Raw genomic sequence first — 25,385 nt, 5'->3', positions numbered from 1 at the left:
ACGTGTATACAGCCAACAAACAACGCGGTTTCACCCTGATCGAAATCATGGTGGTGGTCGTGATCCTCGGTGTCCTTGCCGCCCTGGTGGTGCCGCAGATCATGAGCCGTCCCGACCAGGCCAAGGCCTCCGCCGCGCAAAGCGATATCAAGGCCATCGCCATGGCCCTGGACATCTACAAGCTCGACAACCACCAGTACCCCAGCAGCCAGCAAGGCCTGCAGGCGTTGGTGAGCAAGCCCAGCGGCGCACCTGTGGCCCGTAACTGGAACCCCGACGGTTACCTCAAGCGCCTGCCGATCGATCCTTGGGGCACCGGTTACCAGTACCGGGTTCCGGGCACTCGGGGCGGCGCCTATGACCTGTTCTCTTTCGGTGCCGACGGCAAGATCGGTGGTGAAGGCCTGAACGCGGAAATCGGCAACTGGGACCGTTGACCGGTGCAGCGACGCCACGCCCGGGGCTTCACCCTGCTGGAATTGTTGGTGGTGATCCTGTTGATCGCCCTGACTGCCGGCCTGGTGGGCCTGGTCAATCCCGACTCCGGCCCACGCCAGGCACGCCAGGAAGCCCAGCGCCTGCAAGCGCTGCTGCAGTTGCTGCGCCAGGAAGCGGTGCTCAGCTACAACGACTACGGTCTGCGTATCGAACCTGACGGCTATAGCGTGCTGCGCCTGGACGCCCGTGGACGCTGGGTGGCGGACAGTGAACTGCGCTCCCACCGCCTGCCCGACAAGCTGCGCCTGCGCCTGGAAGTGGCCGAAGCCGGGACGCTCCTGGGCAGCGGCCGCCAGCGCAATGGCCTGCCGCAACTGTTGGTGCTCTCCAGTGATGAAACCAGCGCCTACACCTTGTGGGTCGAATACCGTAATCAGCCGCTGGTGAGTCTTTCCAGCGACGGCATACAGGATGCTCAACTTGAAACCCAGGACTGATCGGGGCTTCACCCTGCTGGAGGTGATGGTGGCCCTGGCAATCTTCGCCACCTTGTCCATCGCCCTGTTCAGTGCGGTGCAGCATATCGCCGTGAACAGCGCCAACCTCGCCGAACGCACCCAGGCCTTGTGGATCGCCGACAACCGCATGAATGAGCTGCGCACCGCAATGCAGCAACCGTCAATGGGCCCTACCCAGGAACGCATCGAATTCGGTGGCCGCAGCTGGTGGCTGTCGAGCGACGTCGAGGCCGCGCCGGACACTCGCTTGCTGAAGATCGAACTGCGGGTTGCCGCCGAATCCAGCCCCCAGCGCGCCCGCCAGTACAGCCGCGCGCGGCTGCTTGGCTACATCGAGGCACGACCATGAAGCAACGGGGTTTCACCCTGCTGGAAGTGGTCGTAGCCATCGCCATCTTCAGCCTGCTCGGCCTGGCCACCTATCAGTTGCTCGACCGGGTACTGCGCAGCGACCAGCGCATCGGCCTGCATGAGCAGCAACTGCGGGACCTGCAACGGGCCATGAGTCTGTTCGAGCGGGATCTGGTCCAGGCCCGCCGTCAGCCTCTGTCGGATGATCCCAGCCATAGCCAGGCACTGATCAGCCAACCCGACGGTATCCGCCTGGTGCGGGGCGGCTGGAGCAATCCGCTGGAGTATGCCCGGAGCAATCTGCTGCAGGTCAGCCATCGCTGGCAGGATGGCGTCTGGCTGCGGGAAACCCGCGCCCTGTCGCAAGCCATTGCCGAGCCCGACGCCCAGGAACGCCCCGTCGGCCCTACCCACCAACAACAGCAATTGCTGAGCGGTGTGCAACTGACCCGGCTGCGTTTTATCGACGCCCACGGCCAGGCCCACGAACACTGGCCAGTGGGCACCGAGAGCCTGAGCCTGCCGGCGGCGCTGGAGATCGAGCTGGATGCACCGGGCTATCCGCAGGTGCGCCGGGTGATTCTGCTGCCCGGCGGCCTCGATACCGACGAGGAGCCCGGCCATGACTAGCCCGGCCCGGCAGCAGGGCGTGGCCCTGCTCTGCGTGTTGCTGATCACTGCCCTGGTGACCCTCGTGGTGAGCAACATGCTGGCTCGGCAACGACTGAACCTGCACGGCAGCAGCAATCTGCTGCAACAGCAACAGCTGTGGAATCTGGCCTTGAGCGGTGAAAGCTGGGCCCGCCAGCAACTGCTGGAAGACGCCCGCAGTGAAGGCGGCCTGCTGGTGACCCACCTGGGTCAGCACTGGGCACAACCGGCGCCGCTGTTCGAGATCGACGGCGGGCGGATCCACATTCAGTTGGAGGACCTCGGTGCCCGGCTCAACCTCAACAGCCTGCGCCAGGGCAACGACCTCAACCTGCGGGCGCGCTACCAGCGCCTGCTGGCCCAGCAAGGCATCAGGGCCCATGACCCGGCGCTGCTGATCGGCCAGAACAATCGCGACGGCATGCCGCTGCCCTTGAGCGACCTCAGTGAACTGCGGCAACTGCCCCAGGTGGACAGCCAGGTCCTGCAACAGCTCGAACCCCTGGTAGGCGCCTTCGGCAACAGTGCAATCAACGTCAACACCACCCGCGCCGAGGTGCTGGCCAGTATCGAAGGCATCGACCTGCCCACCGCCCGTACCCTGGCCAGCTCACGCCCGGCCAAGGGCTACCCCGACGTGGCGGCCTTTCTCTCCAATCCCATGCTCCAGGGGCGCGACATCAGCCCTCGGGGGCTGGGGGTCAGCAGCCGGCAATTTCGCGCCACCATCGACGTCGAACAGGGCCAGCGCCGACTGCGGCTGGTCAGCGACCTGCGGGTAATGGATGCCGAGAACGTCCGGGTCCAGCAACGCACGCTGCTGCCCAGCCCACCTCCTGATCAATCGAAAACCGAGTAACCCGACATGAGCCAGTGGCTTTATCTTTCCCCCCATGCCACCGGGGCGACGCCATGGCGCTGTTTCTGGTGGCAGGCCGACGGCCCCCTGCATCAGGGCAACCTGGAACAGGCCGCAGCGGACCTGGGCCCGCGACCCTTGACCTTGCTGCTGCCCATGGAAATGGCCAGCCATCATCAGGTCAGCGTGCCCGCCCGCAGCGGTCGCTGGCTGCGTCAGGCGCTGCACAGTGCCCTGGAGGAGCACCTGATCGATGAGCTGGACAGCCTGCACCTGGCCCATGGGCCGCTCAAGGACAAACGCCATTGCCCGGTGCTGGCCCTCAATCGCGAGCGCCTGGGCTATTGCCTGGAACAACTGGCCAAGCACGGGTTGCAGCCGTCGCGCATTCATATCGATGCTGATTGCCTGCCCCAGGACCGGCCCCGGGCCCTGGCCTGGGACGGCCGCTGGCTGCTGGGCGGCAGCGCGCCGCTGCGCCAGGCCCTGGAAGCGGACGAGCTGGGCAGCCTGGCCCCGCTGCTGCCGGCGGACCTGTACTGGCAAGGGCCGCAGCCGCCGGCCCTGGAGCGTGTTGAGACACAGGACTGGCAAGCCGACGAACGTCCCTGGGACTGCCTGAGCCTGGGCTCACAACACGCCATCGACCTGCGCCAGGGCGAGTTCCAACTGCGCCATCGACAGGCCGCCCCCTGGCGCCTGGCCCTGCTGCTACTGCTGATTGCCGGCGGCGCGCAGCTGCTGCAGAGCGCCGGCCAACGCTGGTACCTGGACCACCGGAGCGACCGGCTTGAGCAACAGAGCCTGGCCCTGTGGCAACAGCGCTTTGCCGATGAAGGCCCGGCCACCGACCTGGCGGCACAGGTTCGCGCCAAGCAGCAAGAGGTCGAAGAGGTCATCGGCAGCGCCTACAGACTGTCGCAACTGGCCGGCCAATGGAGCGCCAGCCACGGGGCCCTGGCACTGGTCCATCGTCTCGACTACCAAGCCGGCGAAGGCTGGAGCCTGCACATCAGCGCCCCGGCCTTTGCCGATCTTCAACAGCTGCGCGAAGGCCTGATTGCCCAGGGCCTGGACGCCAGCACCGACTCTTCCGTACGTGATGCCCAAGGGGTTAGCGCGCGGTTGCAGATCAAGGAGTGAACGTGACCCAAGCCGCACGGAAAAAGCCGCCCCTGTCCACCCTCCTCCGCCAATCCCAGGGGCACTGGCAGCGCCTGGCCAAACGTGAGCAGCGAGCCCTTCAGGGGCTGGCCCTGTTCAGCGCTGCAACCCTGTTTTATCTACTGCTCTGGCAGCCACAGCAACAGGCGCTGAGGCTTGCAGAGCAACGTTTTATCGAGGTAACCGATTTGCACCATCAGCTTCAACAACTGCCCGCCACCGCAGCGTCCAGCACCGCCATGGCGATCTCCGCCGAAGCCCTGCCCGGACTGCTGGCTCGCTCCAGCAGCCAGGCCGGTCTCAACCTGGAGCGCATGGACAATGACGCCCCGGGCCGGATCAACCTGGCCCTGGAAGGCCCGCTGAACAACCTGATCAGCTGGGTTGACCAATTGGAACAGCAGCAGGTGGAGGTGCAGTCGTTTTCCATCGAGGTCAGCAAGGAAGCCATCGCCACCGCACGCTTGCAGGTCCAGACCCGCTGAACCCAGCGGCCCTTTCCCGAAGCCACAAAAAAGCCCGCCGAAGCGGGCTTTTTCATTGATTCAACGCCAGGGATCAGTCATCGCGACCCATGATGCCGAACAGCTGCAGCAGGCTGACGAACAGGTTGTAGATCGATACATACAGGCTGATGGTAGCCATGATGTAGTTACGCTCGCCGCCATGGATGATGGCGCTGGTCTGGAACAGAATGCAGACCGAGGAGAACAGCACGAAACCGGCGCTGATCGCCAATTGCAGGCCGCTGATCTGGAAGAAGAAGCTGGCCAGCACCGCGCCCATCAGGACAAAGAAGCCGGCGGTGATGAAACCACCGAGGAAGCTCATGTCCTTGCGGGTGATCAGCACATAGGCCGACAGACCGCCGAACACCAGGGCCGTCATGGCGAAGGCCGAGCTGACCACTTCAGCGCCGCCCTGCATGCCCAGGTAACGGTTGAGAATCGGGCCGAGCAAAAAGCCCATGAAGCCGGTCAGGGCGAAGGCCGAGACCAGGCCCCAGGCCGAGTCACGGAGTTTGTTGGTGAGGAAGAACAGACCGTAGAAGCCGATCAGCACGACGAAAATGTTCGGGTAGCCGACGCGCATCTGCTGCGCCACATAGGCCATGACACCGCTGAACGCGAGGGTCAGAGCCAGCAAGCCGTAAGTGTTGCGCAGGACGCGGCTAACCTCTAGCTGCTCGGCCTGCACGCCGTTGTTAACTGCGTAATCCTGTTCGCGCATGGCGACACTCCTGTTGGGGGAAACGTTTAGTGGCAAAGATCATAACAGAGGCTCTGTAACTCGCGATGCAGAGAGTTTGACAGTGTGTTTCATTCGGGTATTATGGCGCCCGCAATGCGATCTGGAGGTGTGGCCGAGTGGTTTAAGGCAGCGGTCTTGAAAACCGCCGACTGTAACAGGTCCTAGAGTTCGAATCTCTACGCCTCCGCCAAATCTCAACGAGAAAGCCCTGATTTTTCAGGGCTTTTTTGTGTCTGGGTTTCAGGCTTGGGGCCCTCCCATCAAAGCGTTCCATAAATATTATGGGCGTGTTCCATAACTAACCCTCCTCCGACGTCCTGTCGAACAACTACCCATCCTCTATACCTACATCTTGTCGGCTCAAATCGCAGCGCCGCAAAACCTCGATCACTGTATGCACACACAGCATTGGATTCGAGGTAGTACCTTCAATGCAAGCTCATGCAATGCCTCGCGATCCGCCAGGCCATTGGTTGCGCCGTTGATGCGCTTGGTGATCGTGAGGAAGTCTCCCTTATCGGCAACGGTGTTAAGGCCCGCCTTCTGCCAGAACCAGCCCGCTGACAATGCTGCATAGACAGGGTTTTCCAGCCGCTCCGGGGTATTGAGCAATCGCCAATCGCCGAACAGTGCTTCGCTGCAAGCCTCATAGTTGGCCCGGCCGGTGACTTGAATCAGCCCCCTGCCCCGATAGTTCTGGCCGTCACCATCAGCCTCGGGTGTATTGCCCAGGCGCTTAGCCTGGGTGCCGGTGTCGTACTTGCTCAGGTACCAGTCGCCGCTCATAGAGTCCTGGGACTGATACCCGCTCCGCCAATGTCGTAGCGATTGTCTGCTCCCGGCTGGAAATCACCGATCGCTCGAACCTGCCAACGCATTGCTCCACTGTTTGCTCCCGTCGTACAAAACTGAATCGAGGCAGAACTACGCCGGACGAAGGCGTGCCGTCAACAGCAGAGCTCACAGACGAGGCCATGTTGAAGGCTGTCCCTGAATACCCAACAAACTGAAAAGCCCCCGATGAAGGTTGGTATCGGCAACAGCTGTTGGCACCGCGACAGAACCACGCGAGCGCAAGAGATTGAAGCGCGGGCAGTACCCTGCGTTGTCGGTGCTAACGATGAATTCGGACACGATGTTTGAGTTCTTCGCGATTGAGATACCTCTATAAGTCGAAGTACGGTGCCACCACCGACGGCGAAGCACCGGAGAAGTCGCTAACCGATGCAATCAAGAAGTCCCTGTCGATGCTCGGCTTCAGTGCTGACGTGTTTCTGAGGATGTTCGATGACACCGAGTATCCAGCCCCGCTGAAGGACGAGGAGAGGATCGAGCAGGCCGAGCTGGATCGCCAGAAACAGGAGCGCCTGGACTATCTCAAATTGGTAATCGAGACCATGGCCGGCGCTCAGTCAGCGCAAGAGCTAAAGAAGATTCACGACGTCGCCGTACGCAAGCTCACTGTGCGCAATGACACAAAGGAGGTTGAGCGTATTTCGATGCAATGGAAACCCATTACTGACGAGCACCGCATGAGTCATGCTCTACAAGCTTAGGCGTCGGGCCAGTTCAGCCCGCACTCAAGCACGCACTTCACTTAAGGATGAGCATCATGAACGATGATTTGAAGCAGTCAGGCTCTACTACAACCTCTCAGACCACCACCTCGCTGGAGCAGGTGAAAACCGGAAGGGTCTTGGATTTCACCTGGGCACCTAACGCCAACACCACGACCACCACAGTTTCGGCGGATTTTCTCGACTACCGGGTCGATACCGCCCAGGGCAGTCCCACGGGAGACAGCCACTCCATTGCGCGCTTTACCTATGTCCAGGGCAAAGGTGGCGGCCAGATCAGCCAGCTGTTTCTCGAGGAGATGCGTGCCGGTGTACGGGCCAACACCCAGATTGGGCTGATGGTCGGACGCAAGTGGGTTCTGGACCCCAACGGCGAGGTCTCGGGCAGCATCGGCACCTATGTGGTCGAACAATTCGATGACATGCGCGCCAGTGTCAATTATGTCGGTTCCTTCGCCCGGGTCTTCGCCGACCCCAGGATGGTCAGCTACCACGCCGGGGGCCATGTGCACCCCAATGTCTCGATCACCGGCAGCAGGCCTCTGACCATGGCGGATTCAGGCAAGTCGATCCTGGTCATTAGTGACACCGACGTCACGCTGACGATTGGTGACGATGTGACTGAAGGGTTCAAGGCCACGCTAATCCAGGCCGCCGCCGGCAAGATCAACATCGCGGTGTCGAGCAGCCACATGATCTACAGCAACGCAGGGGGCCGCACGCGCACGCTCAACCCCCTAGATGAATTGGAAGTCAGCACCTTCCCATTCGGCCCGGTGTACCTGGCCTTCCGTGTCAGACCTACTGCATAACGATCTGTCGCGCGCCGGCTGAGCCTTCACTCAACGCCGGCGTCGTACTCACATCCGAGCCACCGACAAACCTGGTCGACGATACCGGCCAGCGACATCGAAGAGCTAGGCCATGGCCAAGACCAACGCGGAATTGCAACAGCAGAAACGCGCCAAGGAGAGGGCGTTGCTCGAGCGGATCGGCGCTGAGCAGCCTACAGCAACTACTGAGCAGCCGAGGTAGTAGAGGTAGTGGATGAATTCGATTAACGCTCCACGGTTGCCACTCGCAACACTGCCAAGATCAGCCATAGGCGCCAAGCAAGCGTTGTGGGCGACAACACTTCCCCAGGACCGGAATCTGCTGAGCGCTCCGGCTTCGAGATAACTACGTCTATTGACAGGTACCGAAGTAGTTCTTGTTGCCCTGCTTCTTATATGAGAAAGCGTGGCATGACTTAGAGGGCCTCGCGCTGGTGGGTTTATCATAAATATAAACAGTCACATGCACATCCTCCGAAAAAGGAACTGAACCCCCTTTATGCCATAGGTCTTTCTTGAGGTAGAGATTTTTACCTTTCGGATCCTTAGTCTTGTAAGCACTGGAAATTTCTGTCCTTACTGAATTCTCCAGGGTCGCCTTAATAGTGGTTTTATTACTATCTGGAGACTTTATATTGCGTTGATCTTCTGTGAGTGGAGTCGGCTCCCAAGTATTACAAGGATCGGATGTACAAAGGTATACATCCGCTAGAGCATAACTAGAAAGAACAGATAGACTCAGCGCCGAGGCAAGTGGAATCAAACAGGCTGGTAGTTTTTTCATTGGTATCCCTCCCAATGGGAATTTGCTAGATATAACTGTGAAAAGTGGCCGATTCCTACCCTGCACTGAATGCCTCCTGGCACGCTGAAGTAAGAACTGAGATAGACCTTAGACCGGTCAGGGGAATTAGCAAGGTAGCAATCGCAGCGTCCACTGTAGTGGCCTAATAAAACCGGACACCTGCAACCTGAACCTATTTCACTGCCCGCCAGCATTTCCAGGGGCAACTAACTCTCTTCAGTTATCCCTTCTTACCAGAAGGAATTGAGAGAGCACGCTGAGCGAGCGCTGAAGGCAGGTGTCCCACCGGCTTCTGCCGTATCCCCCCCTGGAGCTCGGCATCGATATTGACAATATCAAGACCAATGCCACTACCACCTTGCCCGGCATCAGCAGTAACGTGTTGCCCCTCTCAAAGACAAGGAGCGGTGATGTCAATCAGAAGCCTCGGGAAAAACCTTCCCGCTGACCCAGACAACAACGGCTGGGTACTCGGCTGGGCAGTGATGAGGGACGTTCCCGGATCATGGCAATTCATCGATATCTACGCAGATAAACCTACCGCCGAAGCGCAGACTAGACGTCTTGGTGGGTGGTACGTCGTCGAATACGGTGCCCACCAGCCTGGTACTGAAAAATTCATTGGCGGCTCTGCACCTCCGCAATAACGGGCCGATTCTCCTCGGCCAATCCCCTGCGGCACGAACCAGGCCCCGGTTCAGCAGTGAGCCCGGCTTTACCCTTTTGTGCCGCCAATCAGCACCCCGGATCTCGCGCCCGCATCCACCCTGGATGCCGTGCTTGCGGTCCCTATCCTGCAGGTGGTGCATCTGCATCAGCCGTGCAACGGCGCACTGACGCGCTGCAAGCCTGTCGCGCCCGCTGCTTCAGGTGCAGGTTCGCGCTCTGCCCCGCCAGCCATCCTTCTGCTCGGGGATAGTGCATGCCGAATTGATCACCGCCAGGTAGTTACGCCCCGCAAGACGTCTAGTAGTAGAGAGGCCCACCCTCTATAACCATCAACAGCTTGATTGCTAAAAACATCCTGTTTTTATCGTATTCCCGAATGCCCCGTTTAATAGGGACAACTATTAAACCCAACTCAAAACTACACCCACATTAAAAATATGCTTGCTACAGTGTAAGTAGCCAAAGCGCAGCAACCGCCATTCAACCTTTACATAAAATTGAATCACCCTATCGGCAACAACGCTCGTTCCTGCTGTGATATTTGGCCCGCGACAGCTGTTGCAATTGTTTCAACAAGCTTCACCCCAACCCACGAAAACAGACCCAGCATCAAGCAGCATCGATTGGCATGCCACACAACCCACATGCCATTCAACAGCACTAAGGAAAGCAGACAAGAATAATTGCTTTATACATCCCTAGTTCAACACTTGTCGAACAAGAAACAAGGCATCCACCCGCCAATGGTGGATATCGAATTATCTTGATTGAAAACTTTTCCCCTAACAGGAGATTACTATGAGACCGGTCCAGAAAATCACCGTTAACAACAAAGGCGGCTACGTATTCAACTTCTCGGTCCAATGGCTGGGCAGCGACGGCAGGTGGGTGACTTCCGAATGGAATAGCGGCAACTATCCCGTGGCGACCTCGCGGACAACTCCCGATCTGAACACCATTGGGGTTCCGGCCAATGCGCTGGCGGTCACGGTCTATGGACACGCAGTAGCCGGGACTTCCGGTCAGGGAACGCCGTTTGTCGCGTTCGCGGCTAACGGTCAGATCGCCACCTATGACGCTGTCGGTACCACGTTCATTGGCTTTGCAATCAACTTGATCGAGTAGACCGCAACCCTTGTCCCGATGATGCCTGGCGCCAATGCTCCATGGAGGGTTGGCGCCAGCGCATTTCATCGACCGCATGTTTCATGCCGCCACCACCCAACTGGACATCACCATGAGAAAAGTCGAGCGCATTGGCTGCCTTAACAATGGCATCTTCATCATGAACTTTTCGATTCAGTGGTTTGATTCGAAGGGAAGCTGGCATACCTCAGCCTGGAACAGCGGCAACTTCAACAACGGCCTGTACAAGGTAAGCCCGGCACTTTCGTCGCTCGGAGTTCCAGCCGATGCGATCGGGGTGGCCCCTTATGTTTGTGCAGTGCTTGGAACAAGTAGTCGAGGGACGCCCCTGGTGCAGTCGGCAGATAACGGCAGGCTGGCAGCTTACGAAGTGACAGGAACGACCCTGGACTTCAAGGTCCAGCCTCTGCCGTGGAGGAACTGGGCTCAGAACATCGTTCATACAATGTCGATCGATGGGGAATATTACTTCTCGCCGACGAACCTGGTTGAACTCCAGGCCATCGTCAGTCAAGCCGTACTGGCTGGCGCGACTGTCCGCGTTTCCGGCCAGCGGCACGCGCAGCCGGCCCTGGTAGCCGAAGACAATCGCCTCGCGCCGAACCCGGCGCGCTGGCTGATCGACCTCTCCTGCTACAAGGACCTGGGGCCCGAGGGCAATCAGTCCATCGTGCTGCACCCCTCCGAAACCAAGGTCACGGTGAACACGGGTGTACGCGAGGATGCACTGGATGCGTTTCTGACGGGCCACGACATGATGCTCAAGACCGTGACCGCCGGCGGTTTTTTCAGCCTTGGCGGGATGACCGCGGTGGACGTGCACGGTGCCACCATCAACGCGCCGATCTTCGCGGAAACGGTCTCGGCGTTCAGCATCATGGGCCCGGATGGCCAGGTAAGGACCCTCGACACACAGACCCCAGCGGTGGATGGCTGGTCGCCCCTGCAGTTCGCCCGCGTCTCTCTGGGGGCCCTGGGAATCGTCACCTCGGTCACCGTTGAGGTGATGCCACGCCCCTGGGCCACGACCTTGAAATCGGGCAAGGAGGGCAACATCACCTGTAACGATCAGCAGGCGTTCATTGCCCAATTCAAGACCCTGCTCGCGAGCCATGACCGCGTTGAGTCCTTCGTCAATCCGTACACCCACAACTTCCTCATCCTGTGGTGGGACCTGGTTTCGTCCCCAGCGACGAAGATTCCGAACCTGAAGGCAAGCGTTCCCGATGCCTGCGCCCTGGCGCAAGAAAACATCTTCGGCGCGCCCTATTTGATACCGATGGAGCCGATCCTCGAACCGCCCCTGATTGCGGCGCAGTATCTTGGAAACAAAACGGCGGCCAACGCGATCATCGATGCGGGCTACCTCACCATCGAAACGCTCTTCGATCAGGCTGCGGCTGTCTACTCCGACTTGTGGCTGACCCGGGCGTCGCGGGTGATCTTCATGTCTTATTTCATCGAACTCCCGGCACTCGATGACTCAGGGCTGGGCAAGGCCTGGCAGGGTCTTGACGCGGTCATGGAGCGCCTCAAGCGTTCCAGCGACTTCCTGCTGGTTGCCCCCATGGAGTTCCGCTTCGTCCGTGGCGGCGACAGCGTACTGGCCGGAACCTACACCGAAACCCCCAACGCGACCTTCGTCAATCTGGACCTGATCGGTTACGTACCGGCCGTCGCGGGGGCTGAATACCCCCAGCTCCTGCTGCACTTCTTCGCCGACATCGAGCGCGCCTGGGTGGCCCTGGGAGGAATGCCGCACACCGGCAAGATGTTCGGTTTCTACGACCCGAGTCGCCCCGCTGGAACATTTTCGCCACCGTTCAACCCGGCGTTCCTCAAGGATCTGGCGACGCGGCGCGGTGCCAGAATCAAGGCCTTCGATTCCTACCGCAGAAGCTGCGATCCACAGGGTGTGTTCCATAACCGTTTCGTAGCGGCGCTGTTGGGAGACACGCCCCAGTAGAGCTGCCCCGCCAAGGAAAGCGTTCGGTGCCTGATCTACAGTTGAAGCAGGCATTGAGGACATGACCATGTGCGGGCGCCTTTCCCAGTACCGTGGCATTCATGATTTCGTCGCAGCCCTGAGCATGCCCGGGGCCCTGATCAATAACGTCGGTGATCAGCCCCTGGGGCGCTACAACGCGGCGCCGACGATGCAGCTCGCCCTCTTCCACGTCGCCGACGACACGTTACACGCTGACGCCGTGCGCTGGGGTTGGCGGCCACATTGGGCCACCAACCGCGCTGCGCCGATCAATGCACGCGTCGAGAAAGTCGCCCACGGGCCCTTCTTCCGCCAGATCTGGCCACACCGGGCCCTATGCCCAATAGACAACTGGTTTGAATGGGTGGACGAAGGCGGCCCGAAGAAGCAGCCCTATCTGATCCGTCACCGTGACGGCTCGCCGATTCTCTGTGCCTCGATCGGACAGCTTCCAACCCCGGACCAGGGCGAGCACGACGGCTTTGTGATAATCACGGCAGATAGTGCCGGCGGCATGGTCGATATTCACGACCGCCGGCCGGTGGCCCTGACCCCGGAGCAGGCCCGGAAATGGCTAGACCCAGCAACGCCCAAGGAACGCGCCGAGCAGATGGCCCTGCACCAGGGCGAGCCCGCCGAGGGCTTCGAGTGGTTCAAGGTGAGCGCCGCCGTTGGCAACGTCAGGAATCACGGCGCGGATCTGATCGAACCCATGACCAAGCCCGCAGGGGGCGATGTGGTGAACAATGGCTGATCATTGACAGGCTGACACAGTCGCGACCAGAAGCCGCTCATACCCGATCCTCTGCCGGCGCTCTGTCAGCAGCGCCCGCACCTTCACTTCTAAGCTGTCGGACTTGCGCAGACTGGCCGCAACCCAGGGCGGTACCGCCACTTCTGGAGATCGGCACGGCACCTGCACAGGCACCTCGACTCGCACGGTGCGGGTCTCGTGCTCAACCCTCTTGCAACCAAATTCCGTTGGCTGCCTTATGCTACGATGCGTGGGCTAGCAACGGAGCGTCACCATGAAACTTAGGCGACTTATACGAGAGGATTGGGCCTGGATCCAAGACTGGTTCAAAGACCCCCAACTCAATCAAGAGCTGGGACCTCTCGACCAGGAATGGCTAGACGCCGTAATGAATGAAGACAACGGCATTCAACTTGTAGCGATTGAGGATAATCAACCGGTGGCGCTTATAGGGTGCGCCTGGCATCCCGCGCCTCATGAGCTGCATGGCATAACGGACATCGCGGTGTCTCCTGCTTACAAGAAGCAAGGGCTCGGTCGTAACGCTTTATACGAGACCATCAAATGGTCTGGGCATCCTCCTTGTAGCGGATGGGTAGCTTTCGTCTCACCTCAGAATGCTGAGGCAAAAGCATTCTTCTCCTCAGTTGGCTGGAAGTACACAGGCCTTGATGATGAAATGCATCGATTTGAATTACGCAACGAACTTTAGCGACAACCGCAGGCGCTCGATCTCTTCTACCGGTACACCGGCTGCTTGAGCGTTGTGGTAGGTGCGCAGAGCTTCAATAGCCTCGCGAATCAGTGGCTCGCCCACCTCAATCATTCCTTCAATGGTTCGCTTCACGGCACTACCCTGGTGGCTTGACCAGAGCATCATAGGCCTGCTCACACGTTACTCCCCCTGCTCCGGCTTTGATCAGCATCTGCTGCCAGATCTTCCGCTCTTTGATCAGCGCGCTTGAGCACGTCGGCAAGCACTAGGACGGCGCGGGAAGCTGCCGCCTGGCCGCCAGCACGACCATTAGCAGCGCTACCAGAGCGGCGTCGCAGACCTTCAGCAGCAGGGCGTTCATGCCAGCACCTTCGCGGCCAGATCGCGCAGGGCCACCCGTTCGGCCTGGCCAGTCAGCCCGCCGTTGATGGTTCGGGTGATCTTGGCGAACTGGCCCGAGTCGGCCAGTTCGTTGAGCCCGTTTGACTGCCAGAACCAGCCAGCGACCATCGCAGCCGCCTCGGGTTGTTCCACCAGTTCAGGGTGATTCACTAAGTCCAGGCCCAGGGCAGCGCCAGCGGTACGGTAGTTGTTTGCACCGGTCAATTGGATCAGGCCGCGCCCTCGGTACTTCCAGCCATCACCCGGCAGCGCATTGCCCATCCGGCCGCCATACACGATGTTTGCGATCTGCTCAGGCTTGCGAGCCACCTGGGCAGCCAGGGCAAGCGCACCTACGAAGACCACTTCGCCGAGCGCAAGGCCTACGTAGCCTACTATTTGATTTCATTTTCATGACGGGCCGCTTGCGCCCCATAACTGCCACAAACCCAGTGCGCTGCCTTTCTCCTATGCCGGCCCTTGCAGATGTCGGTATCCAGCCGCTTGAATGAAATCAGCCAAGTGCCAAATCTCTCCATTCGCAGCCCATAAACCATCTTTGACTTCATCAAGGATGATAGAAGTCATGATGATCCGTTGATCGCCGGCTGCTTGCGCCTGGCTGACAGCCTGATGCAAACGCTTCACATAGTCGCTGCGCATCGCCTCATTCAACACGCCGTCAGGAACCTTGACCTGCACGATGCAGGGAATGGCCCGAGCGCTGATATCCATCGCGCCGCATGTCCAGGCACCTGCAGGCACTTCATCAATGAGCGTCCAACACAGCCCCTGTTGACGAGGATCATCGCCGATTTGTTCGACTGCCACGGCCACTTTCGTAACCTCTTCGCAAAGCCGTGCCCGTTGCTCGGGAGAAAAAGAACCTTGGGGCACTTTGATCAAAATATTTGGCATACCGGTTAACGCTCGATGAAATGGAGGCGTCATTAAGCCTGTCATGCAACCCTGCAACCAGAGACCGATTTGACATCTTTCATGCATAATCAGCCAATGAACGACTTCACGATTTTGGTCGCCAATGGCGCCTTCGCCTCCAGTGTCGCCCTGACTCTGGACATCCTTTCGACAGCAGCCGTAATCGCTCAGCGACAAGGCACTGCCGTACCACGCTGGGAGATCTGCGGGGTGGACACGGATTGCGTGACACTCGGCCACGGCATGCAAATTGCCGTTCAGCCCTTGACCACTCGATTCGATGACCGCTCTTGCTGGATTATCCCCGGCATCGGAGTCGCCGATGCCCTTACACTCGAACACCGATTGAAACAGGCGGATATTGCGCTGTTGATTCCGGCATTACTCTCCCACGTGCAATCAGGGGGCGACGTAGCCGCATCCTGTTCTGGGGTATTCGTCCTGCAGGCTGCGAACCTGCTCGCCGGGCACTGTGTGACCACTTCCTGGTGGCTGGCCCCCTTGCTCCGGCAGTGGGCACCTGAGTGCCAGGTAGATGCCGATCGCATGGTCATCATCGACCCGCCGTTGATCACTGCGGGCGCAGCACTGGGTCATAGTGATCTGATGTTGCATCTTCTGCGAAGCCGCTTCTCCCCGGCTTTGGCTGATGCCGTTGCAAGGGCGCTACTGATAGATGGCAGGCAATTACAATCGCCCTTCATGGTTCCGGCAATGATGGCTCAGGGGAACGAATTGATCGCACAGTTGACGGCCCATATTGAAGACTCGCTACCAGCGACTATCAGTGTCAGTGCACTCGCCTCCAGCTTTGGTTTGTCAGAACGGACCTTGTCTCGACACGTCCACAAGGCAACCGGTTATAGCCCGTTACGGCTGATCCAACGAGTCCAGGCCAATAAAGCCCGAGAACTGCTGGCAAACAGTAAATATTCAATCGACACCATTGCCGAACACGTCGGATACAAAGACGCCACCTCCCTGCGGCGACTGATGAAAAAGATGCTGAACGCAACACCACGGCAATTGCGCTAGCGGCCATGGCGAACTGTTTTCAATCCAACTGTCCGATTTGGAGTGCGACTCGAACAGCTCGCTTGTTCATAATCACCAACGAGAGGGCGGGAAATGTTCACGTAAGGGCCAGAATCTACCGGCCACCAAGCGGTCGCACGAAAAAAAACGATACGTTAAGTCGCTGGCAAAGATAGTGCCCTTCCCCTAAAAGTTTCGTCACTTTTGAAGAGATTCAGCGCAGCTGTCGGCATTTCAGCAGCGCTTTTTTACTGAACTCAATCGTAATTACTATAGAGGGCATAGAAAAACAGGCATTGAGTTCTTCAGCGACTACAATGAAAAAATAGAACACTCAACCCCTTGTCACGCTTCGGCATTACATCACTTAAAAACAATCCTTATCCTTCGCTCCTATTAATGGATCATGTATGAAGATTGAAATACTTAAACAAGCAGTTATGGATTCGCGAGACGGGATCACCATCTCCGACAACTGCATTGACGACAATCCGTTGATATTTGTAAACCCTGCTTTTGAGCGGATGACCGGCTACGCATCCGAAGAAATCACCAACATCAACTGTCGATATCTACAAAGAAACGACAGAGATCAACCTGAACTGGAACTTATTCACGACGCTGTAAAAAAAGGCGAGTACTGCCTTGTAACCTTGCGAAACTACCGCAAGGATGGAACCATGTTTTGGAATGAGTTAAGCATATCGCCAATCCATGATGAGAAAGGGACTGTCACTAACTTTATCGGCATCCAAAAAGATGTAACATCGAGAGTGATAATACAGCAGCAACTTCGCGACGAGCATCAGTCTCTCGAGGAAATGAAAATACACTTCGAGCAACTGTCCATAAAAGACGGGCTCACGGGGATATACAATCGCCGTTTTTTTGATACGCAGTTCGAAATCCAATGGAAAATTGCCTGCCGCAATGGCGACTCATTGACGCTTGCCATGATTGATATTGATCACTTCAAATCCTTCAATGATATTTATGGGCATCAAGCGGGTGATGAAGCGCTCATACGCGTCGCTGACAGTTTGAATAAATCCTTTCAGCGTGGCTCTGACTTTGCAGCCAGGTATGGCGGCGAAGAATTTGTAATCCTGTCCAATGGCATGACCAAAGAGCAAGCCTCTCTGTACGTCAAAACACTATGCCAACGAGTTCGGGATCTAAAAATACCGCACTCCGCCTCCAGCACGGGATACTTAACCGTAAGCATCGGTTTTTCAGTTCATACATTTGGTCCGCTGCACCCGTCTAACGTATTACTGGCTCAAGCCGATAAAGCGCTCTATGCAGCTAAAAAACGCGGCAGAGACCAATCATTTAGTCTCTAGGCTCTGTAGCAAAAACTGGCATTTGCATCACCCGCCTGTCGATAACCCATTGAAAGGTACACGCCCAGGCCAGCCGTACAGAGGGTGCAGCAGTTCGGCCCATGCAGTACCGGCCGGGGTTATGACGTAATCGAGGGTGCTGACCACAGGATCGAGGCGAAGAAACGCCTGAACGCGCTTCCTTCATTTGTCCAGATTCAGTAGTTCCTGCATCCGTGAGCCAATGATTCCTCGCAACCACGCAGCATGAAACTCCATTTCTTCCAGAGAAGTACCTTCAGCCAATCGATATACGAACTCCTTGTCCCTCGGTCCCTGACACACGACACTAAAATGGCCATCGCGGTCATAACTGGCGAGCACGTAAGGGCAGATACAAATAATGTCGCTAAATGGCACCTGCACTTCGGTGGGCTTACGACCGCGACGGGTGACCGTGAGGGTAAGCAGTTGCTGGTTTTCGTCGAACGTGAAGGCCAGCACTCTAGCCGCAGAGAAAATCCAGGCGAAGACCAGCCCCATGAACACAACACAACCAATCAGCATCAGAATGAGCGTCGACATTGTGAGACTCGACCCATCGCTGTTCGGTTCACTTTGCATCGCTTCAAACCCGAGAAGGAGCAAAATCGTCAGCACTAAGCCCGGCAACAACCAAAGCACCAGAAAGCTGAAACCCAAAATGGCCGCACCCGTGCTGCCAAAGGTCATTAAGTCCGGGCCGCGATGCCAGATAGGGGGGTGGGCGGCGGGTCTGTCAGTGCTTGACGCGATTAGAGGCGTTGCAACGCGGTGAGGTGGGCTTTGACGATCCATCTAGCAGGCTCCAGGTTTTGCAGCGCAGACGGTACCACTACTACCAGATGGCCAGGTCCAGGATCATCGGATTTTTTTCACTGCGGTTATTGATCGATGCTCTCCCCAGAACCCAGCCCTTTATATTCCATATGACCGCAGACACGCTATGAATAGCGTCATTCCTCTCTTCAAGGCTTGGGACGCAAGTAGTCAAATCAAGGACAGACTCAAGAAAGTTGTTGAGCACTGCCTTGCTGATAGCAAAATAGTATCTAGACTCCAGTGCGCTTCACCCTCATTGACTGGCAGGTCTAGTTAAGTTGTATAGAACAACATAACGACTGCAAGCATTGGATAGCAGTCAATAGCCAGATCAAATAAACCTCAATCTAAAAGGAATATAGATATGGGTATTACCGTTACCAACAAATCATCGAAAAAAATTGAAGCCTCGATCAACAAATGGGGTAGCGACGGCGACACCAAGTTCTTCGGAATCGATAGCGGCAAGCAGGAAAGCTGGGACCGATCAGACGACCGTGGCTTTGTGCTGTCACTGAAAAGGAACGGCACCCAGGCGCCTTACTATGTACAGGCCACGAGCAAGATCGAAATTGAAAACAGTACGGTGAAAGACCACGGTGAAACCATTCACCCGGTCGCGTAAGGCATTAGCAACAGCCAAGGCTGCCCTCGGGCGCCTTGGCTTCAAGTTGATACGTTGGAACAGCGCTCAATAACCGCCTACTTGTCCGAGTCAACTCGGCGGATGTCCCCCTGATACGTCGAGATATCCCTCAATCCCGGAGCGAGCGTCGACGCGAAAGAACATCGCTCCCCCCTCCGGCGCCTTCGTCTCTACCCCGCTGCGCAATCAAAAAAACCGGCGAATGATCGCCGGTTTTCATGACATGCCGTTCGGCCGTGCAGAGCGTCGAACCGCCCCTGCCATCGAATCAATGCGGCGCGTTCAGGGTCAGGCGCATCTGGCGGTTCACATCCTTGTACAGCAGGTAGCGGAAGCGACCCGGGCCGCCGGAGTAGCAGGCCTGCGGGCAGAACGCGCGCAGCCACATGAAGTCACCGGCCTCGACTTCGACCCAATCCTGGTTCAGGCGATACACCGCCTTGCCTTCCAGAACATACAGGCCGTGCTCCATGACGTGGGTCTCAGCGAAGGGAATCACGCCGCCCGGCTCGAAGTTGACGATGTTGACGTGCATGTCGTGACGCATGTCGCTCATGTCGACGAAACGCGTGGTGCTCCAGCGACCTTCGGTGTCAGGCATCACCCGCGGCTCGATGTCCTGCTCGTTGGTGACGAACGCGTCCGGGTAAGGCACGCCGTCGACTTTCTGGTAGTGCTTGCGGATCCAGTGGAAACGCGCTTCGGTGCCGCTGGTGTTGCGCAGCTTCCAGTCGGCGGCCGGTGGGATAAAGGCATAGCCGCCGGGCTTGAGGACGTGCACCTGGCCTTGCAGGGTCAGGTTGACCTCGCCTTCGACGACAAACAGCACCGCTTCGGCGTTGGGGTCCTGCTCGGGCTTGTCGCTGCCGCCATTGGCGCCCACTTCAACGATGTACTGGGAAAAGGTTTCGGCGAAACCCGACAGCGGACGGGCAATGACCCACATGCGCATGTTGTCCCAGTGCGGCAGGTGGCTGGTGACGATGTCACGCATCACGCCCTTGGGGATCACCGCGTAGGCTTCGGTGAACATGGCGCGGTCGGTGAGCAGCTCGGTCTGCGCCGGGTGCCCGCCGTGGGGCGCGTAATAAGTGGTTTTGGACATGGAGACTCTCCTCATTGTTGTTTTGCTGCCCCGTGCCGCAACGCCGCCGGGGTGAACAAATCTGCGAAGCGATACGCCAGGGAACGGCGCGGATCGCTGCTGGCCACCACGATATCCAGCAGCGCTTTCATGCACAAATTAAATACTGAACTACGGCATATTCATTTATCGAATACCAAGCGGATTCAGCCACGGGTGTCCTGGGCCAGCACCCGTGACAATACCCGCGCCAGCTCCTTGACCATGGGATCGGCCGCCGGGCGGTGCAGCAATGCCACCTCGAACACATCCACCGATGGTAGGCCGATGCTTTTGGGCAGCACCTCGTGCCCCGGGGTCACCGCCCGCAGCGGCAGCAAGCCGATGCCCATGCCGTCGGCAATGGCCGACTGCAAACCACTGAGGCTGGAGCTGGTGAAACTGATATGCCAGCGCCGGCCGATGGTTTCCAGGGCGCTGATCATTTCATCGCGATACACCCCACGAGGCGGGAAGGTGACGATGGGCAACGGGTCGAGGTCGATGCAGGGGTTTTTCGCACTGTCCACCCAGCGGGTCTTCTCGGGCCAGCACGCCACGGCCTCACGGCTGTTGCGCAATTGCTTGAGCACCACCAGGTCCAGTTCGCCACGGTCATAACTGCCACTCAGGTCGCGGCTCATGCCGCTGGTGACTTCCAGCTTGACCTGGGGGTAGCGCCGATTGAACGCCGCCAGTTGCTCAGTGGTGCGCCCCGCGGCAAAGTCGTCCGGCACACCGATACGCACCGTCAGCGCCACCGTGGCCCCGGACAGCGCCTCAAGCATCTCGTCGTTCAGCGCCAGCAGCCGCCGGGCATAGCCCAGCAACGTCTCGCCGGCATCGGTGGGCAGCACGTCGCGGTTGCCACGCTCCAGCAGCCGGTGCCCGGCCATGTCCTCCAGACGGCGAATCTTCTGGCTGATGGTGGACTGGGTGGAATGCAGGCGACTGGCCGCGGTGGTGAAGCTGCCGCAATCGGCCACCGTGACAATGGCGCGCAGCAAGTCGAGGTCGAACAGGCGGCTATTGGGTTTCTCAATATCGCTCATGCAGGTATCTGTTTTCTGAATGCGAGGGTTCTTTCTACCGGTTCTTGCCCCGGGAGACAAATCCATGCGATGGCAGTGGATATGCCATCATGCGCCACCACCGCTCACCCATCCGAGAAGGACATCAGGATGCAGTTCATCCCCCTGGTCGATGCCGATCCCGCCACTCAGGCCCATGTACGCACGCTGCGCAACCAGGAAGAGGTGCGCAAGTACATGTACACCTCCCATGAAATCAGTGAACAGGAACACCAGCGCTGGCTGAGTTCCTTGCAGGGCAATCCGGCCCAGGCCGTGTTTGTCGTCATGGACGAAGGCCAGGCCCTGGGCATCGTTTCACTGAATGCCATCAATGCCCGACAGAAAACCGCCGACTGGGCGTTCTACCTGGACGCCAAGCAGCAAGGCAAGGGCCTGGGCAGCCTGATCGAGTTCTGGATGCTGGACTACGCCTTCACTGAAGCCGGTCTTGAAAAACTCAACTGCGAGGTACTGGCCAGCAACCCGGCGGTCATCAACATGCACCTGAAATTCGGTTTCCAACAGGAGGGGCTGCGGCGCCAGAACATCCTCAAGGATGGCCAACGCATGGACGTGGTCCTGCTGGGCATCACCAAGGCGGAGTGGCAGAGCAAACGCCCGACGCTCGAAGCCCTGATCGCCCGCCTCAGCAGATAAGCCGCCAAGACGCCCGACTGTGCTTGCCGTGTATCGGGCGCCCTGTCCTGGACAGGAGCAAGCGGCGGTTCAGCCCTTGTTGCGGTTTTTCGCCCCGCCCTGGCGCGCCTTGAAGCGTGGATTGGATTTGCAGATCACGTAGATCCGGCCACGGCGCTTGACGATCTGGCAGTCGCGGTGACGGTTCTTGGCTTCTTTGAGGGAGGACAGGACTTTCATGGGAGAGGCTCCTTGGGGTGATTTTAAAACGTAATAACATATCTTATTTGCAAACAAGAATAATTATCAACACCAAATCAAGCACCACGCGAAAGAAGGTTCAGGTGGCGCCCTAGAGCATTGGCTCTAAAGATCACCGCAAAGCGGTCGTTATCTTTTATTCACCCCCACTCAAGGATGCAGTGACATGGAAATAAACCACCGTCCCCTCCCGCCACTGACCGCCGGCGGCTCCCAGCCCGGCATCAAGTTGCCTGACTCGGGCAAGGTGCTGACCCCTCCGCCACTGACTGCGGAACAGAAAGAGGCGCTGGAAAAACTCCGCGACAAGGCCAAGGAACAACCTCAGCCACCGGTCACGGTCACACCGCCAAAAACCTCATTGATCGACGAAGTCGTCTGATCCGCGAACCCGGACGGACACGGCTGTGCCTTGGCCGGTCCGCCCGGTACGGGAAAGGGACGCAGACACCTCACCAACTGCCCGACGCACCACCGCCGCCACTGGAGCCACCGCCTCCGGAAAACCCGCCTCCCGAGCTCGAACGGCCACCACTGCCGCTACTCCCACCGCCACTGGACCAGTGAAAGCTGCTGCCACTGGCAAACAGCATAAAACCGAGGAAGTAGGCGAACGGCAACACCGTCAGCCACTGCCGGGCCATGCTCCAGGCGTCGACACCCCAGGCCATTAGCAGGATCAGCACCAGCAGCGCCCCCAGTCGCCATGCAAAGCCCTTGGGGCTCTTGCGCCAACGGCTGCACATCATGCGATAGAGCAGCCAATGCCCCCCCAACGCCAGCAGCACAGCGGCCGGCCAGGCCAGCCCATAGACGAAGGTCGCACTGCCCAGATACTGGCTGACCAGGGCCAGCAGCGCGAGATACAGCAACAGCCCCAGCACCCCGTAAAACACTCGACGTGCCTGCCACAATCCGGCGAAGGTCGCGCCGCCCACCAGCATGCACAGCGGCACCAGGAACAACTGCAGCAGCCACTCGCGACCGCCTACTGCCCCCACCAGCAACGCCACCAGCAGTACCAGAGCGGCCAGAACCCGACGCCACTTCCAGCCTGCGGCCAGCATCACCCCCGCCACCGAACCGCTGATGAACGCCAGCAGCAAGGCATAGGCTTCGAACGGTACGCCCAGGGACGCCGGCTCCGGCAGCTCGTCGCCGTCCACCAGGATGATCAGGTCGTCCAGGGCCCGCTCGATTCCCCCGGCAAAATCTCCCTGGCGAAAGGCCGGGGTCAGGTCCCGGGCGATGATCTGCCCGGCCAGCAAGTCAGTGACCACCGGTTCCAGGCCGTAGCCCACCTCGATGCGCACTTTGCGGTCGTTCTTCGCCACCAGCAGCAGGAGGCCGTCATCGACCCCCTTGCGCCCCAGCTTCCAGGAGCGAAACAGTTGGTTGCTCAAGGCCTCGATGCTTTGCTGGCCAAGGTTGGGCACCAGCATCACCGCAATCTGCGCGCCACGGCGCTGTTCCAGTGCCGCCAGTTTGTGTTCCATGCGCTGCTGGTCGGCAGCGTCGAGGGTATTGCTCAGATCGATGACCCGGCGATCCAGGGAGATCTTCATCAGCCCGGCCGGAGCCGGCTCGGCAAGCACCATTGTCGGTAACACCAGACCGAGAAACAGCGCCAGCCACAGGCCGCGCCCTTGTTGCCACAACACCTTGATCATCCGAGCGCTTGCCCCATCGTCCTTTCTGAGTGGGCGAACTTTACCATTGCCTTTGTACGGGCCGATTCAACACCACGGGCCCCAGGCAAAAAAACACCGGGCAGGTGACCAAACCTGCCCGGTGCCCGACGACCTGTCGTGTTGCTGCAACCTGCCTCAGCCCAGGCGGTTGAGGCACACCACCTTGGGCTGGGTCATTTCCTCATAGGCGAAACGCACCCCTTCGCGGCCCAGGCTGCCGTACTTGAAGCCGCCAAACGGCATGGCATCGAAACGGTAATCGGACGAATCGTTGATCATCACCCCGCCCGCCTCGATCCGCCGCGCGGCGTCCATGGCGGTGCGCAGATCGTTGGTGAAGATCCCCGCGTGCAGGCTGTATTCAGGCTGGTTGGCCAGGGCGATGGCTTGATCCAGATCGTCGAAGGGCTGCAGCACCACCACTGGCGCGAACACTTCGTCCTGCCACAGGCGACTGCCGTGGTCGACATTCTCCAGCACCGTGGCGGCGTAGCAGGAACCCTGACGCTGATGCCCACAGAGCAGGCGCGCGCCCTGCTGCAAGGCCTCATCCACGACTGTCTGCGCATTCTGCGCCGCCTGCAGGCTGATCATCGGCCCGATATCCGTGCTGTCGGCCAGCGGATCGCCACTGACCTGGGCCCGGGCCAGGCTGACAAAGGCCTCGCGGAAGGCCGCATAGATCGACGCCTGGACCAGCAGGCGCTGGGTGCCGATACAGTTCTGCCCCGCCGCCCAGAACGCCCCCGACACGCAACTCTGTACCGTGGCCTGAAGATCACAATCGGCCATCACGATCACCGGCGCGTTGCCTCCCAGGTCCATGGCCAGCTTCTTCAGGCCGGCGCTACGGGCGATCTGCTCGCCGGAGACAAAGCCGCCGGTGAAGGAAATCATCCGCACCTCGCGCGCCGCCACCAGGGCCTTGCCCAGCTCGGCGCCGCCGGTGGCCAGGGTCACCACCGACGTCGGCAGCCCGGCATCGCGCAAGTAGTCCACCAGCTTGATCGCCGACAACGGCGCCAGCTCCGACGGTTTGAGAATCACCCCGTTGCCTCCGGCGATGGCCGGACCCAGCTTGTGCGCCACCAGATTCAGCGGATCGTTGTAGGGCGTGATCGCCAGGATCAGCCCCAGAGGCTCGCGAGAGAACCAGCCCTGGCGGTTTTCCGAGCCTTCATAGGCATCAAACGGCAGCACCTCGCCGGCATTGCGCTTGGCTTCTTGCGCCGACAGCTTGAGGGTGTTGATGCAGCGTTTGACCTCCTTCTGCGCCTGCTTCAAGGTCTTGCCCGCTTCGTCGACGATCAGCCGGGCAAAATGCTCGGCATCGCGCTCAATGTTCAAGGCCGCCCGTTCCAGAATCCCTGCCCGCTGATAACGCGGCAGCGCAGCGCAGTCCTTTACGCCCTGGCGGGCCTGCTGCAACAGGTACGGCACGGCACCGGCCTCAAGGCGTGGCACCGTGCCAATGACGCGGCCATCGAAGGGGCTGCAGACTTCAATCGAATCGGCGACCGGCGCCAGGCGTGACAGATTCATGGGCAGGCTCCTAGCGGCTCGAGCGCGACTGGTGGATGTGGATGATGTCCGAGAGCAAGGCAAAGGCGGTCTCGATACGCCCGGCGCCCGGCCCGGACACCGTCACCGCGCCCAGCAGTCCGGTGTTGAACGACACCGCGTTGATCGCCCCGGAAAT

Annotated in this window: 30 protein-coding genes, 1 tRNA gene and 3 pseudogenes; 20 read left to right on the top strand and 14 right to left on the bottom strand. The window is 59.2% G+C overall.

The features are described from left to right. Window positions 1–2: 2 nt before the first annotated feature. The 7 genes from gspG to gspM are packed head-to-tail and all read left to right on the top strand — an operon-like array spanning window position 3 to window position 4,466. Window positions 3–437: a type II secretion system major pseudopilin GspG gene (gene gspG / locus BLX41_RS17265; RefSeq protein WP_123725862.1), complete on the top strand. Its 435-nt coding sequence runs from the start codon at window positions 3–5 to the stop codon at window positions 435–437. A gap of 3 nt (window positions 438–440) precedes the next feature. Then, entirely contained in the window at window positions 441–935 is a 495-nt protein-coding gene (gene gspH / locus BLX41_RS17260) for a type II secretion system minor pseudopilin GspH (RefSeq protein WP_123725861.1), read from the top strand. Then, window positions 910–1,305, top strand: a complete 396-nt coding sequence (gene gspI, locus BLX41_RS17255) for a type II secretion system minor pseudopilin GspI (protein WP_123725860.1) — start codon at window positions 910–912, stop codon at window positions 1,303–1,305. Before gspH ends, gspI begins: the two co-directional genes overlap by 26 nt. Then, entirely contained in the window at window positions 1,302–1,937 is a 636-nt protein-coding gene (gene gspJ / locus BLX41_RS17250) for a type II secretion system minor pseudopilin GspJ (RefSeq protein WP_123725859.1), read from the top strand. Before gspI ends, gspJ begins: the two co-directional genes overlap by 4 nt. After that, window positions 1,930–2,817: a type II secretion system minor pseudopilin GspK gene (gene gspK / locus BLX41_RS17245; RefSeq protein ID WP_123725858.1), complete on the top strand. Its 888-nt coding sequence runs from the start codon at window positions 1,930–1,932 to the stop codon at window positions 2,815–2,817. Before gspJ ends, gspK begins: the two co-directional genes overlap by 8 nt. Window positions 2,818–2,823: 6 nt before the next feature. Continuing rightward, window positions 2,824–3,960, top strand: coding sequence for a type II secretion system protein GspL (gene gspL, locus BLX41_RS17240; protein WP_123725857.1), 1,137 nt, complete (start codon window positions 2,824–2,826; stop codon window positions 3,958–3,960). Window positions 3,961–3,962: 2 nt separating this feature from the next. Then, window positions 3,963–4,466: a type II secretion system protein M gene (gene gspM / locus BLX41_RS17235; RefSeq protein ID WP_259744979.1), complete on the top strand. Its 504-nt coding sequence runs from the start codon at window positions 3,963–3,965 to the stop codon at window positions 4,464–4,466. A gap of 73 nt (window positions 4,467–4,539) precedes the next feature. On the opposite strand, the gene BLX41_RS17230 is transcribed toward gspM, so the two are convergent. Next, entirely contained in the window at window positions 4,540–5,211 is a 672-nt protein-coding gene (locus BLX41_RS17230) for a Bax inhibitor-1/YccA family protein (protein ID WP_123725856.1), read from the bottom strand. 123 nt (window positions 5,212–5,334) lie between these two features. Between BLX41_RS17230 and BLX41_RS17225 the strand changes: the two genes are divergently transcribed. After that, a tRNA-Ser gene (locus BLX41_RS17225) sits at window positions 5,335–5,422 on the top strand. A gap of 197 nt (window positions 5,423–5,619) precedes the next feature. Here BLX41_RS17225 and BLX41_RS17220 read toward each other — a convergent pair. Continuing rightward, a pseudogene (locus tag BLX41_RS17220) lies at window positions 5,620–6,018 on the bottom strand (glycoside hydrolase family 19 protein); the annotation flags it as partial. A gap of 371 nt (window positions 6,019–6,389) precedes the next feature. On the opposite strand from BLX41_RS17220, the pseudogene BLX41_RS17215 reads away from it, so the two are divergent. The 6 genes and pseudogenes from BLX41_RS17215 to BLX41_RS17190 all read left to right on the top strand — a co-directional run. Further along, window positions 6,390–6,788 (top strand): annotated as a pseudogene (locus tag BLX41_RS17215) (hypothetical protein); the annotation flags it as partial. A 56-nt stretch (window positions 6,789–6,844) separates the two neighbouring features. After that, entirely contained in the window at window positions 6,845–7,621 is a 777-nt protein-coding gene (locus BLX41_RS17210; RefSeq protein WP_123725854.1) for a hypothetical protein, read from the top strand. 1,236 nt (window positions 7,622–8,857) lie between these two features. Then, the gene (locus tag BLX41_RS17205) at window positions 8,858–9,094 is read left to right on the top strand and encodes a hypothetical protein (protein ID WP_123725853.1); all 237 of its coding nucleotides are present in this window, start codon (window positions 8,858–8,860) and stop codon (window positions 9,092–9,094) included. Window positions 9,095–9,914: 820 nt separating this feature from the next. Next, window positions 9,915–10,241, top strand: coding sequence for a hypothetical protein (locus BLX41_RS17200; protein ID WP_015636211.1), 327 nt, complete (start codon window positions 9,915–9,917; stop codon window positions 10,239–10,241). Between the two features lie 112 nt (window positions 10,242–10,353). Continuing rightward, the gene (locus BLX41_RS17195; protein ID WP_253278799.1) at window positions 10,354–12,228 is read left to right on the top strand and encodes a D-arabinono-1,4-lactone oxidase; all 1,875 of its coding nucleotides are present in this window, start codon (window positions 10,354–10,356) and stop codon (window positions 12,226–12,228) included. Between the two features lie 67 nt (window positions 12,229–12,295). Further along, window positions 12,296–13,003 carry an SOS response-associated peptidase family protein gene (locus tag BLX41_RS17190; RefSeq protein ID WP_123725852.1) on the top strand — a complete coding sequence of 236 codons (708 nt, stop codon included), beginning with the start codon at window positions 12,296–12,298 and terminating at the stop codon, window positions 13,001–13,003. On the opposite strand, the gene BLX41_RS35615 is transcribed toward BLX41_RS17190, so the two are convergent. Further along, a complete protein-coding gene (locus BLX41_RS35615; protein ID WP_123725851.1) occupies window positions 13,004–13,243 on the bottom strand; it encodes a hypothetical protein in 240 nt (79 codons plus the stop codon). A 34-nt stretch (window positions 13,244–13,277) separates the two neighbouring features. Here BLX41_RS35615 and BLX41_RS17180 point away from each other — a divergent pair, with 34 nt between their 5' ends. Next, a complete protein-coding gene (locus tag BLX41_RS17180) occupies window positions 13,278–13,715 on the top strand; it encodes a GNAT family N-acetyltransferase (protein WP_123725850.1) in 438 nt (145 codons plus the stop codon). Here the strand turns inward: BLX41_RS17180 and BLX41_RS33735 are convergent. The 4 genes from BLX41_RS33735 to BLX41_RS17165 form a co-directional block, all read right to left on the bottom strand. Next, window positions 13,698–13,850 carry a hypothetical protein gene (locus BLX41_RS33735; protein ID WP_185073625.1) on the bottom strand — a complete coding sequence of 51 codons (153 nt, stop codon included), beginning with the start codon at window positions 13,848–13,850 and terminating at the stop codon, window positions 13,698–13,700. The two genes, BLX41_RS17180 and BLX41_RS33735, sit on opposite strands and share 18 nt — an antisense overlap. A gap of 41 nt (window positions 13,851–13,891) precedes the next feature. Next, the gene (locus tag BLX41_RS37370) at window positions 13,892–13,972 is read right to left on the bottom strand and encodes a hypothetical protein (protein WP_404942777.1); all 81 of its coding nucleotides are present in this window, start codon (window positions 13,970–13,972) and stop codon (window positions 13,892–13,894) included. A gap of 103 nt (window positions 13,973–14,075) precedes the next feature. Then, window positions 14,076–14,429, bottom strand: coding sequence for a glycoside hydrolase family 19 protein (locus BLX41_RS17170; RefSeq protein WP_311197534.1), 354 nt, complete (start codon window positions 14,427–14,429; stop codon window positions 14,076–14,078). A 138-nt stretch (window positions 14,430–14,567) separates the two neighbouring features. After that, window positions 14,568–15,017, bottom strand: a complete 450-nt coding sequence (locus BLX41_RS17165; protein WP_123725849.1) for a tautomerase family protein — start codon at window positions 15,015–15,017, stop codon at window positions 14,568–14,570. A 96-nt stretch (window positions 15,018–15,113) separates the two neighbouring features. Between BLX41_RS17165 and BLX41_RS17160 the strand changes: the two genes are divergently transcribed. Next, on the top strand, window positions 15,114–16,073 hold the full coding sequence (locus BLX41_RS17160) for a GlxA family transcriptional regulator (RefSeq protein ID WP_123725848.1): 960 nt from the start codon (window positions 15,114–15,116) through the stop codon (window positions 16,071–16,073). Between the two features lie 410 nt (window positions 16,074–16,483). Continuing rightward, the gene (locus tag BLX41_RS17155) at window positions 16,484–17,416 is read left to right on the top strand and encodes a GGDEF domain-containing protein (RefSeq protein WP_123725847.1); all 933 of its coding nucleotides are present in this window, start codon (window positions 16,484–16,486) and stop codon (window positions 17,414–17,416) included. Between the two features lie 183 nt (window positions 17,417–17,599). Here the strand turns inward: BLX41_RS17155 and BLX41_RS17150 are convergent, their stop codons facing one another. Next, a complete protein-coding gene (locus tag BLX41_RS17150) occupies window positions 17,600–18,232 on the bottom strand; it encodes a hypothetical protein (RefSeq protein ID WP_259744978.1) in 633 nt (210 codons plus the stop codon). A 388-nt stretch (window positions 18,233–18,620) separates the two neighbouring features. On the opposite strand from BLX41_RS17150, the gene BLX41_RS17145 reads away from it, so the two are divergent. Then, complete coding sequence (locus BLX41_RS17145) at window positions 18,621–18,881, top strand: hypothetical protein (RefSeq protein ID WP_123725845.1); 261 nt, start codon at window positions 18,621–18,623, stop codon at window positions 18,879–18,881. A 289-nt stretch (window positions 18,882–19,170) separates the two neighbouring features. Here the strand turns inward: BLX41_RS17145 and BLX41_RS17140 are convergent, their stop codons facing one another. Both BLX41_RS17140 and BLX41_RS17135 read right to left on the bottom strand, forming a co-directional pair. After that, window positions 19,171–20,007: a bifunctional allantoicase/(S)-ureidoglycine aminohydrolase gene (locus BLX41_RS17140; protein ID WP_123725844.1), complete on the bottom strand. Its 837-nt coding sequence runs from the start codon at window positions 20,005–20,007 to the stop codon at window positions 19,171–19,173. Between the two features lie 185 nt (window positions 20,008–20,192). Continuing rightward, complete coding sequence (locus BLX41_RS17135; protein ID WP_123725843.1) at window positions 20,193–21,077, bottom strand: LysR family transcriptional regulator; 885 nt, start codon at window positions 21,075–21,077, stop codon at window positions 20,193–20,195. A 129-nt stretch (window positions 21,078–21,206) separates the two neighbouring features. Between BLX41_RS17135 and pseH the strand changes: the two genes are divergently transcribed. Continuing rightward, complete coding sequence (gene pseH / locus BLX41_RS17130; RefSeq protein WP_123725842.1) at window positions 21,207–21,755, top strand: UDP-4-amino-4,6-dideoxy-N-acetyl-beta-L-altrosamine N-acetyltransferase; 549 nt, start codon at window positions 21,207–21,209, stop codon at window positions 21,753–21,755. Window positions 21,756–21,824: 69 nt separating this feature from the next. On the opposite strand, the gene ykgO is transcribed toward pseH, so the two are convergent. Beyond that, window positions 21,825–21,974: a type B 50S ribosomal protein L36 gene (gene ykgO, locus BLX41_RS17125; protein ID WP_011062095.1), complete on the bottom strand. Its 150-nt coding sequence runs from the start codon at window positions 21,972–21,974 to the stop codon at window positions 21,825–21,827. Between the two features lie 187 nt (window positions 21,975–22,161). Between ykgO and BLX41_RS17120 the strand changes: the two genes are divergently transcribed. Then, the gene (locus tag BLX41_RS17120; RefSeq protein ID WP_123725841.1) at window positions 22,162–22,377 is read left to right on the top strand and encodes a hypothetical protein; all 216 of its coding nucleotides are present in this window, start codon (window positions 22,162–22,164) and stop codon (window positions 22,375–22,377) included. A 70-nt stretch (window positions 22,378–22,447) separates the two neighbouring features. Here the strand turns inward: BLX41_RS17120 and BLX41_RS17115 are convergent, their stop codons facing one another. The 3 genes and pseudogenes from BLX41_RS17115 to BLX41_RS35610 all read right to left on the bottom strand — a co-directional run. Further along, window positions 22,448–23,665: a TPM domain-containing protein gene (locus tag BLX41_RS17115; RefSeq protein ID WP_123725840.1), complete on the bottom strand. Its 1,218-nt coding sequence runs from the start codon at window positions 23,663–23,665 to the stop codon at window positions 22,448–22,450. A gap of 156 nt (window positions 23,666–23,821) precedes the next feature. Further along, the gene (locus tag BLX41_RS17110) at window positions 23,822–25,228 is read right to left on the bottom strand and encodes an aldehyde dehydrogenase family protein (RefSeq protein ID WP_123725839.1); all 1,407 of its coding nucleotides are present in this window, start codon (window positions 25,226–25,228) and stop codon (window positions 23,822–23,824) included. Window positions 25,229–25,238: 10 nt separating this feature from the next. Continuing rightward, window positions 25,239–25,385 (bottom strand): annotated as a pseudogene (locus BLX41_RS35610) (homoserine dehydrogenase); the annotation flags it as partial.

Source organism: Pseudomonas protegens, assembly GCF_003732485.1.
Taxonomy (GTDB): domain Bacteria; phylum Pseudomonadota; class Gammaproteobacteria; order Pseudomonadales; family Pseudomonadaceae; genus Aquipseudomonas; species Aquipseudomonas protegens_B.
Note: the sequence above shows the minus strand (reverse complement) of the source record. Positions and strands in the feature narration are given on the sequence as shown.

What these genes read in the sequence shown, in the direction of transcription:
- ykgO (WP_011062095.1), bottom strand. Translation starts at nt 21,974, where the DNA reads ATGAAAGTCCTGTCCTCCCTCAAAGAAGCCAAGAACCGTCACCGCGAC.
- BLX41_RS17205 (WP_123725853.1), top strand. Translation starts at nt 8,858, where the DNA reads ATGTCAATCAGAAGCCTCGGGAAAAACCTTCCCGCTGACCCAGACAAC.
- BLX41_RS17120 (WP_123725841.1), top strand. Translation starts at nt 22,162, where the DNA reads ATGGAAATAAACCACCGTCCCCTCCCGCCACTGACCGCCGGCGGCTCC.
- BLX41_RS17160 (WP_123725848.1), top strand. Translation starts at nt 15,114, where the DNA reads ATGAACGACTTCACGATTTTGGTCGCCAATGGCGCCTTCGCCTCCAGT.
- BLX41_RS17115 (WP_123725840.1), bottom strand. Translation starts at nt 23,665, where the DNA reads ATGATCAAGGTGTTGTGGCAACAAGGGCGCGGCCTGTGGCTGGCGCTG.
- gspI (WP_123725860.1), top strand. Translation starts at nt 910, where the DNA reads ATGCTCAACTTGAAACCCAGGACTGATCGGGGCTTCACCCTGCTGGAG.
- BLX41_RS17180 (WP_123725850.1), top strand. Translation starts at nt 13,278, where the DNA reads ATGAAACTTAGGCGACTTATACGAGAGGATTGGGCCTGGATCCAAGAC.
- BLX41_RS17200 (WP_015636211.1), top strand. Translation starts at nt 9,915, where the DNA reads ATGAGACCGGTCCAGAAAATCACCGTTAACAACAAAGGCGGCTACGTA.
- BLX41_RS17195 (WP_253278799.1), top strand. Translation starts at nt 10,354, where the DNA reads ATGAGAAAAGTCGAGCGCATTGGCTGCCTTAACAATGGCATCTTCATC.
- BLX41_RS17145 (WP_123725845.1), top strand. Translation starts at nt 18,621, where the DNA reads ATGGGTATTACCGTTACCAACAAATCATCGAAAAAAATTGAAGCCTCG.
- BLX41_RS17150 (WP_259744978.1), bottom strand. Translation starts at nt 18,232, where the DNA reads ATGGATCGTCAAAGCCCACCTCACCGCGTTGCAACGCCTCTAATCGCG.
- BLX41_RS17110 (WP_123725839.1), bottom strand. Translation starts at nt 25,228, where the DNA reads ATGAATCTGTCACGCCTGGCGCCGGTCGCCGATTCGATTGAAGTCTGC.
- BLX41_RS17155 (WP_123725847.1), top strand. Translation starts at nt 16,484, where the DNA reads ATGAAGATTGAAATACTTAAACAAGCAGTTATGGATTCGCGAGACGGG.
- gspL (WP_123725857.1), top strand. Translation starts at nt 2,824, where the DNA reads ATGAGCCAGTGGCTTTATCTTTCCCCCCATGCCACCGGGGCGACGCCA.
- BLX41_RS17210 (WP_123725854.1), top strand. Translation starts at nt 6,845, where the DNA reads ATGAACGATGATTTGAAGCAGTCAGGCTCTACTACAACCTCTCAGACC.
- gspK (WP_123725858.1), top strand. Translation starts at nt 1,930, where the DNA reads ATGACTAGCCCGGCCCGGCAGCAGGGCGTGGCCCTGCTCTGCGTGTTG.
- BLX41_RS17190 (WP_123725852.1), top strand. Translation starts at nt 12,296, where the DNA reads ATGTGCGGGCGCCTTTCCCAGTACCGTGGCATTCATGATTTCGTCGCA.
- gspJ (WP_123725859.1), top strand. Translation starts at nt 1,302, where the DNA reads ATGAAGCAACGGGGTTTCACCCTGCTGGAAGTGGTCGTAGCCATCGCC.
- BLX41_RS17135 (WP_123725843.1), bottom strand. Translation starts at nt 21,077, where the DNA reads ATGAGCGATATTGAGAAACCCAATAGCCGCCTGTTCGACCTCGACTTG.
- BLX41_RS17140 (WP_123725844.1), bottom strand. Translation starts at nt 20,007, where the DNA reads ATGTCCAAAACCACTTATTACGCGCCCCACGGCGGGCACCCGGCGCAG.
- pseH (WP_123725842.1), top strand. Translation starts at nt 21,207, where the DNA reads ATGCAGTTCATCCCCCTGGTCGATGCCGATCCCGCCACTCAGGCCCAT.
- BLX41_RS17165 (WP_123725849.1), bottom strand. Translation starts at nt 15,017, where the DNA reads ATGCCAAATATTTTGATCAAAGTGCCCCAAGGTTCTTTTTCTCCCGAG.
- BLX41_RS17230 (WP_123725856.1), bottom strand. Translation starts at nt 5,211, where the DNA reads ATGCGCGAACAGGATTACGCAGTTAACAACGGCGTGCAGGCCGAGCAG.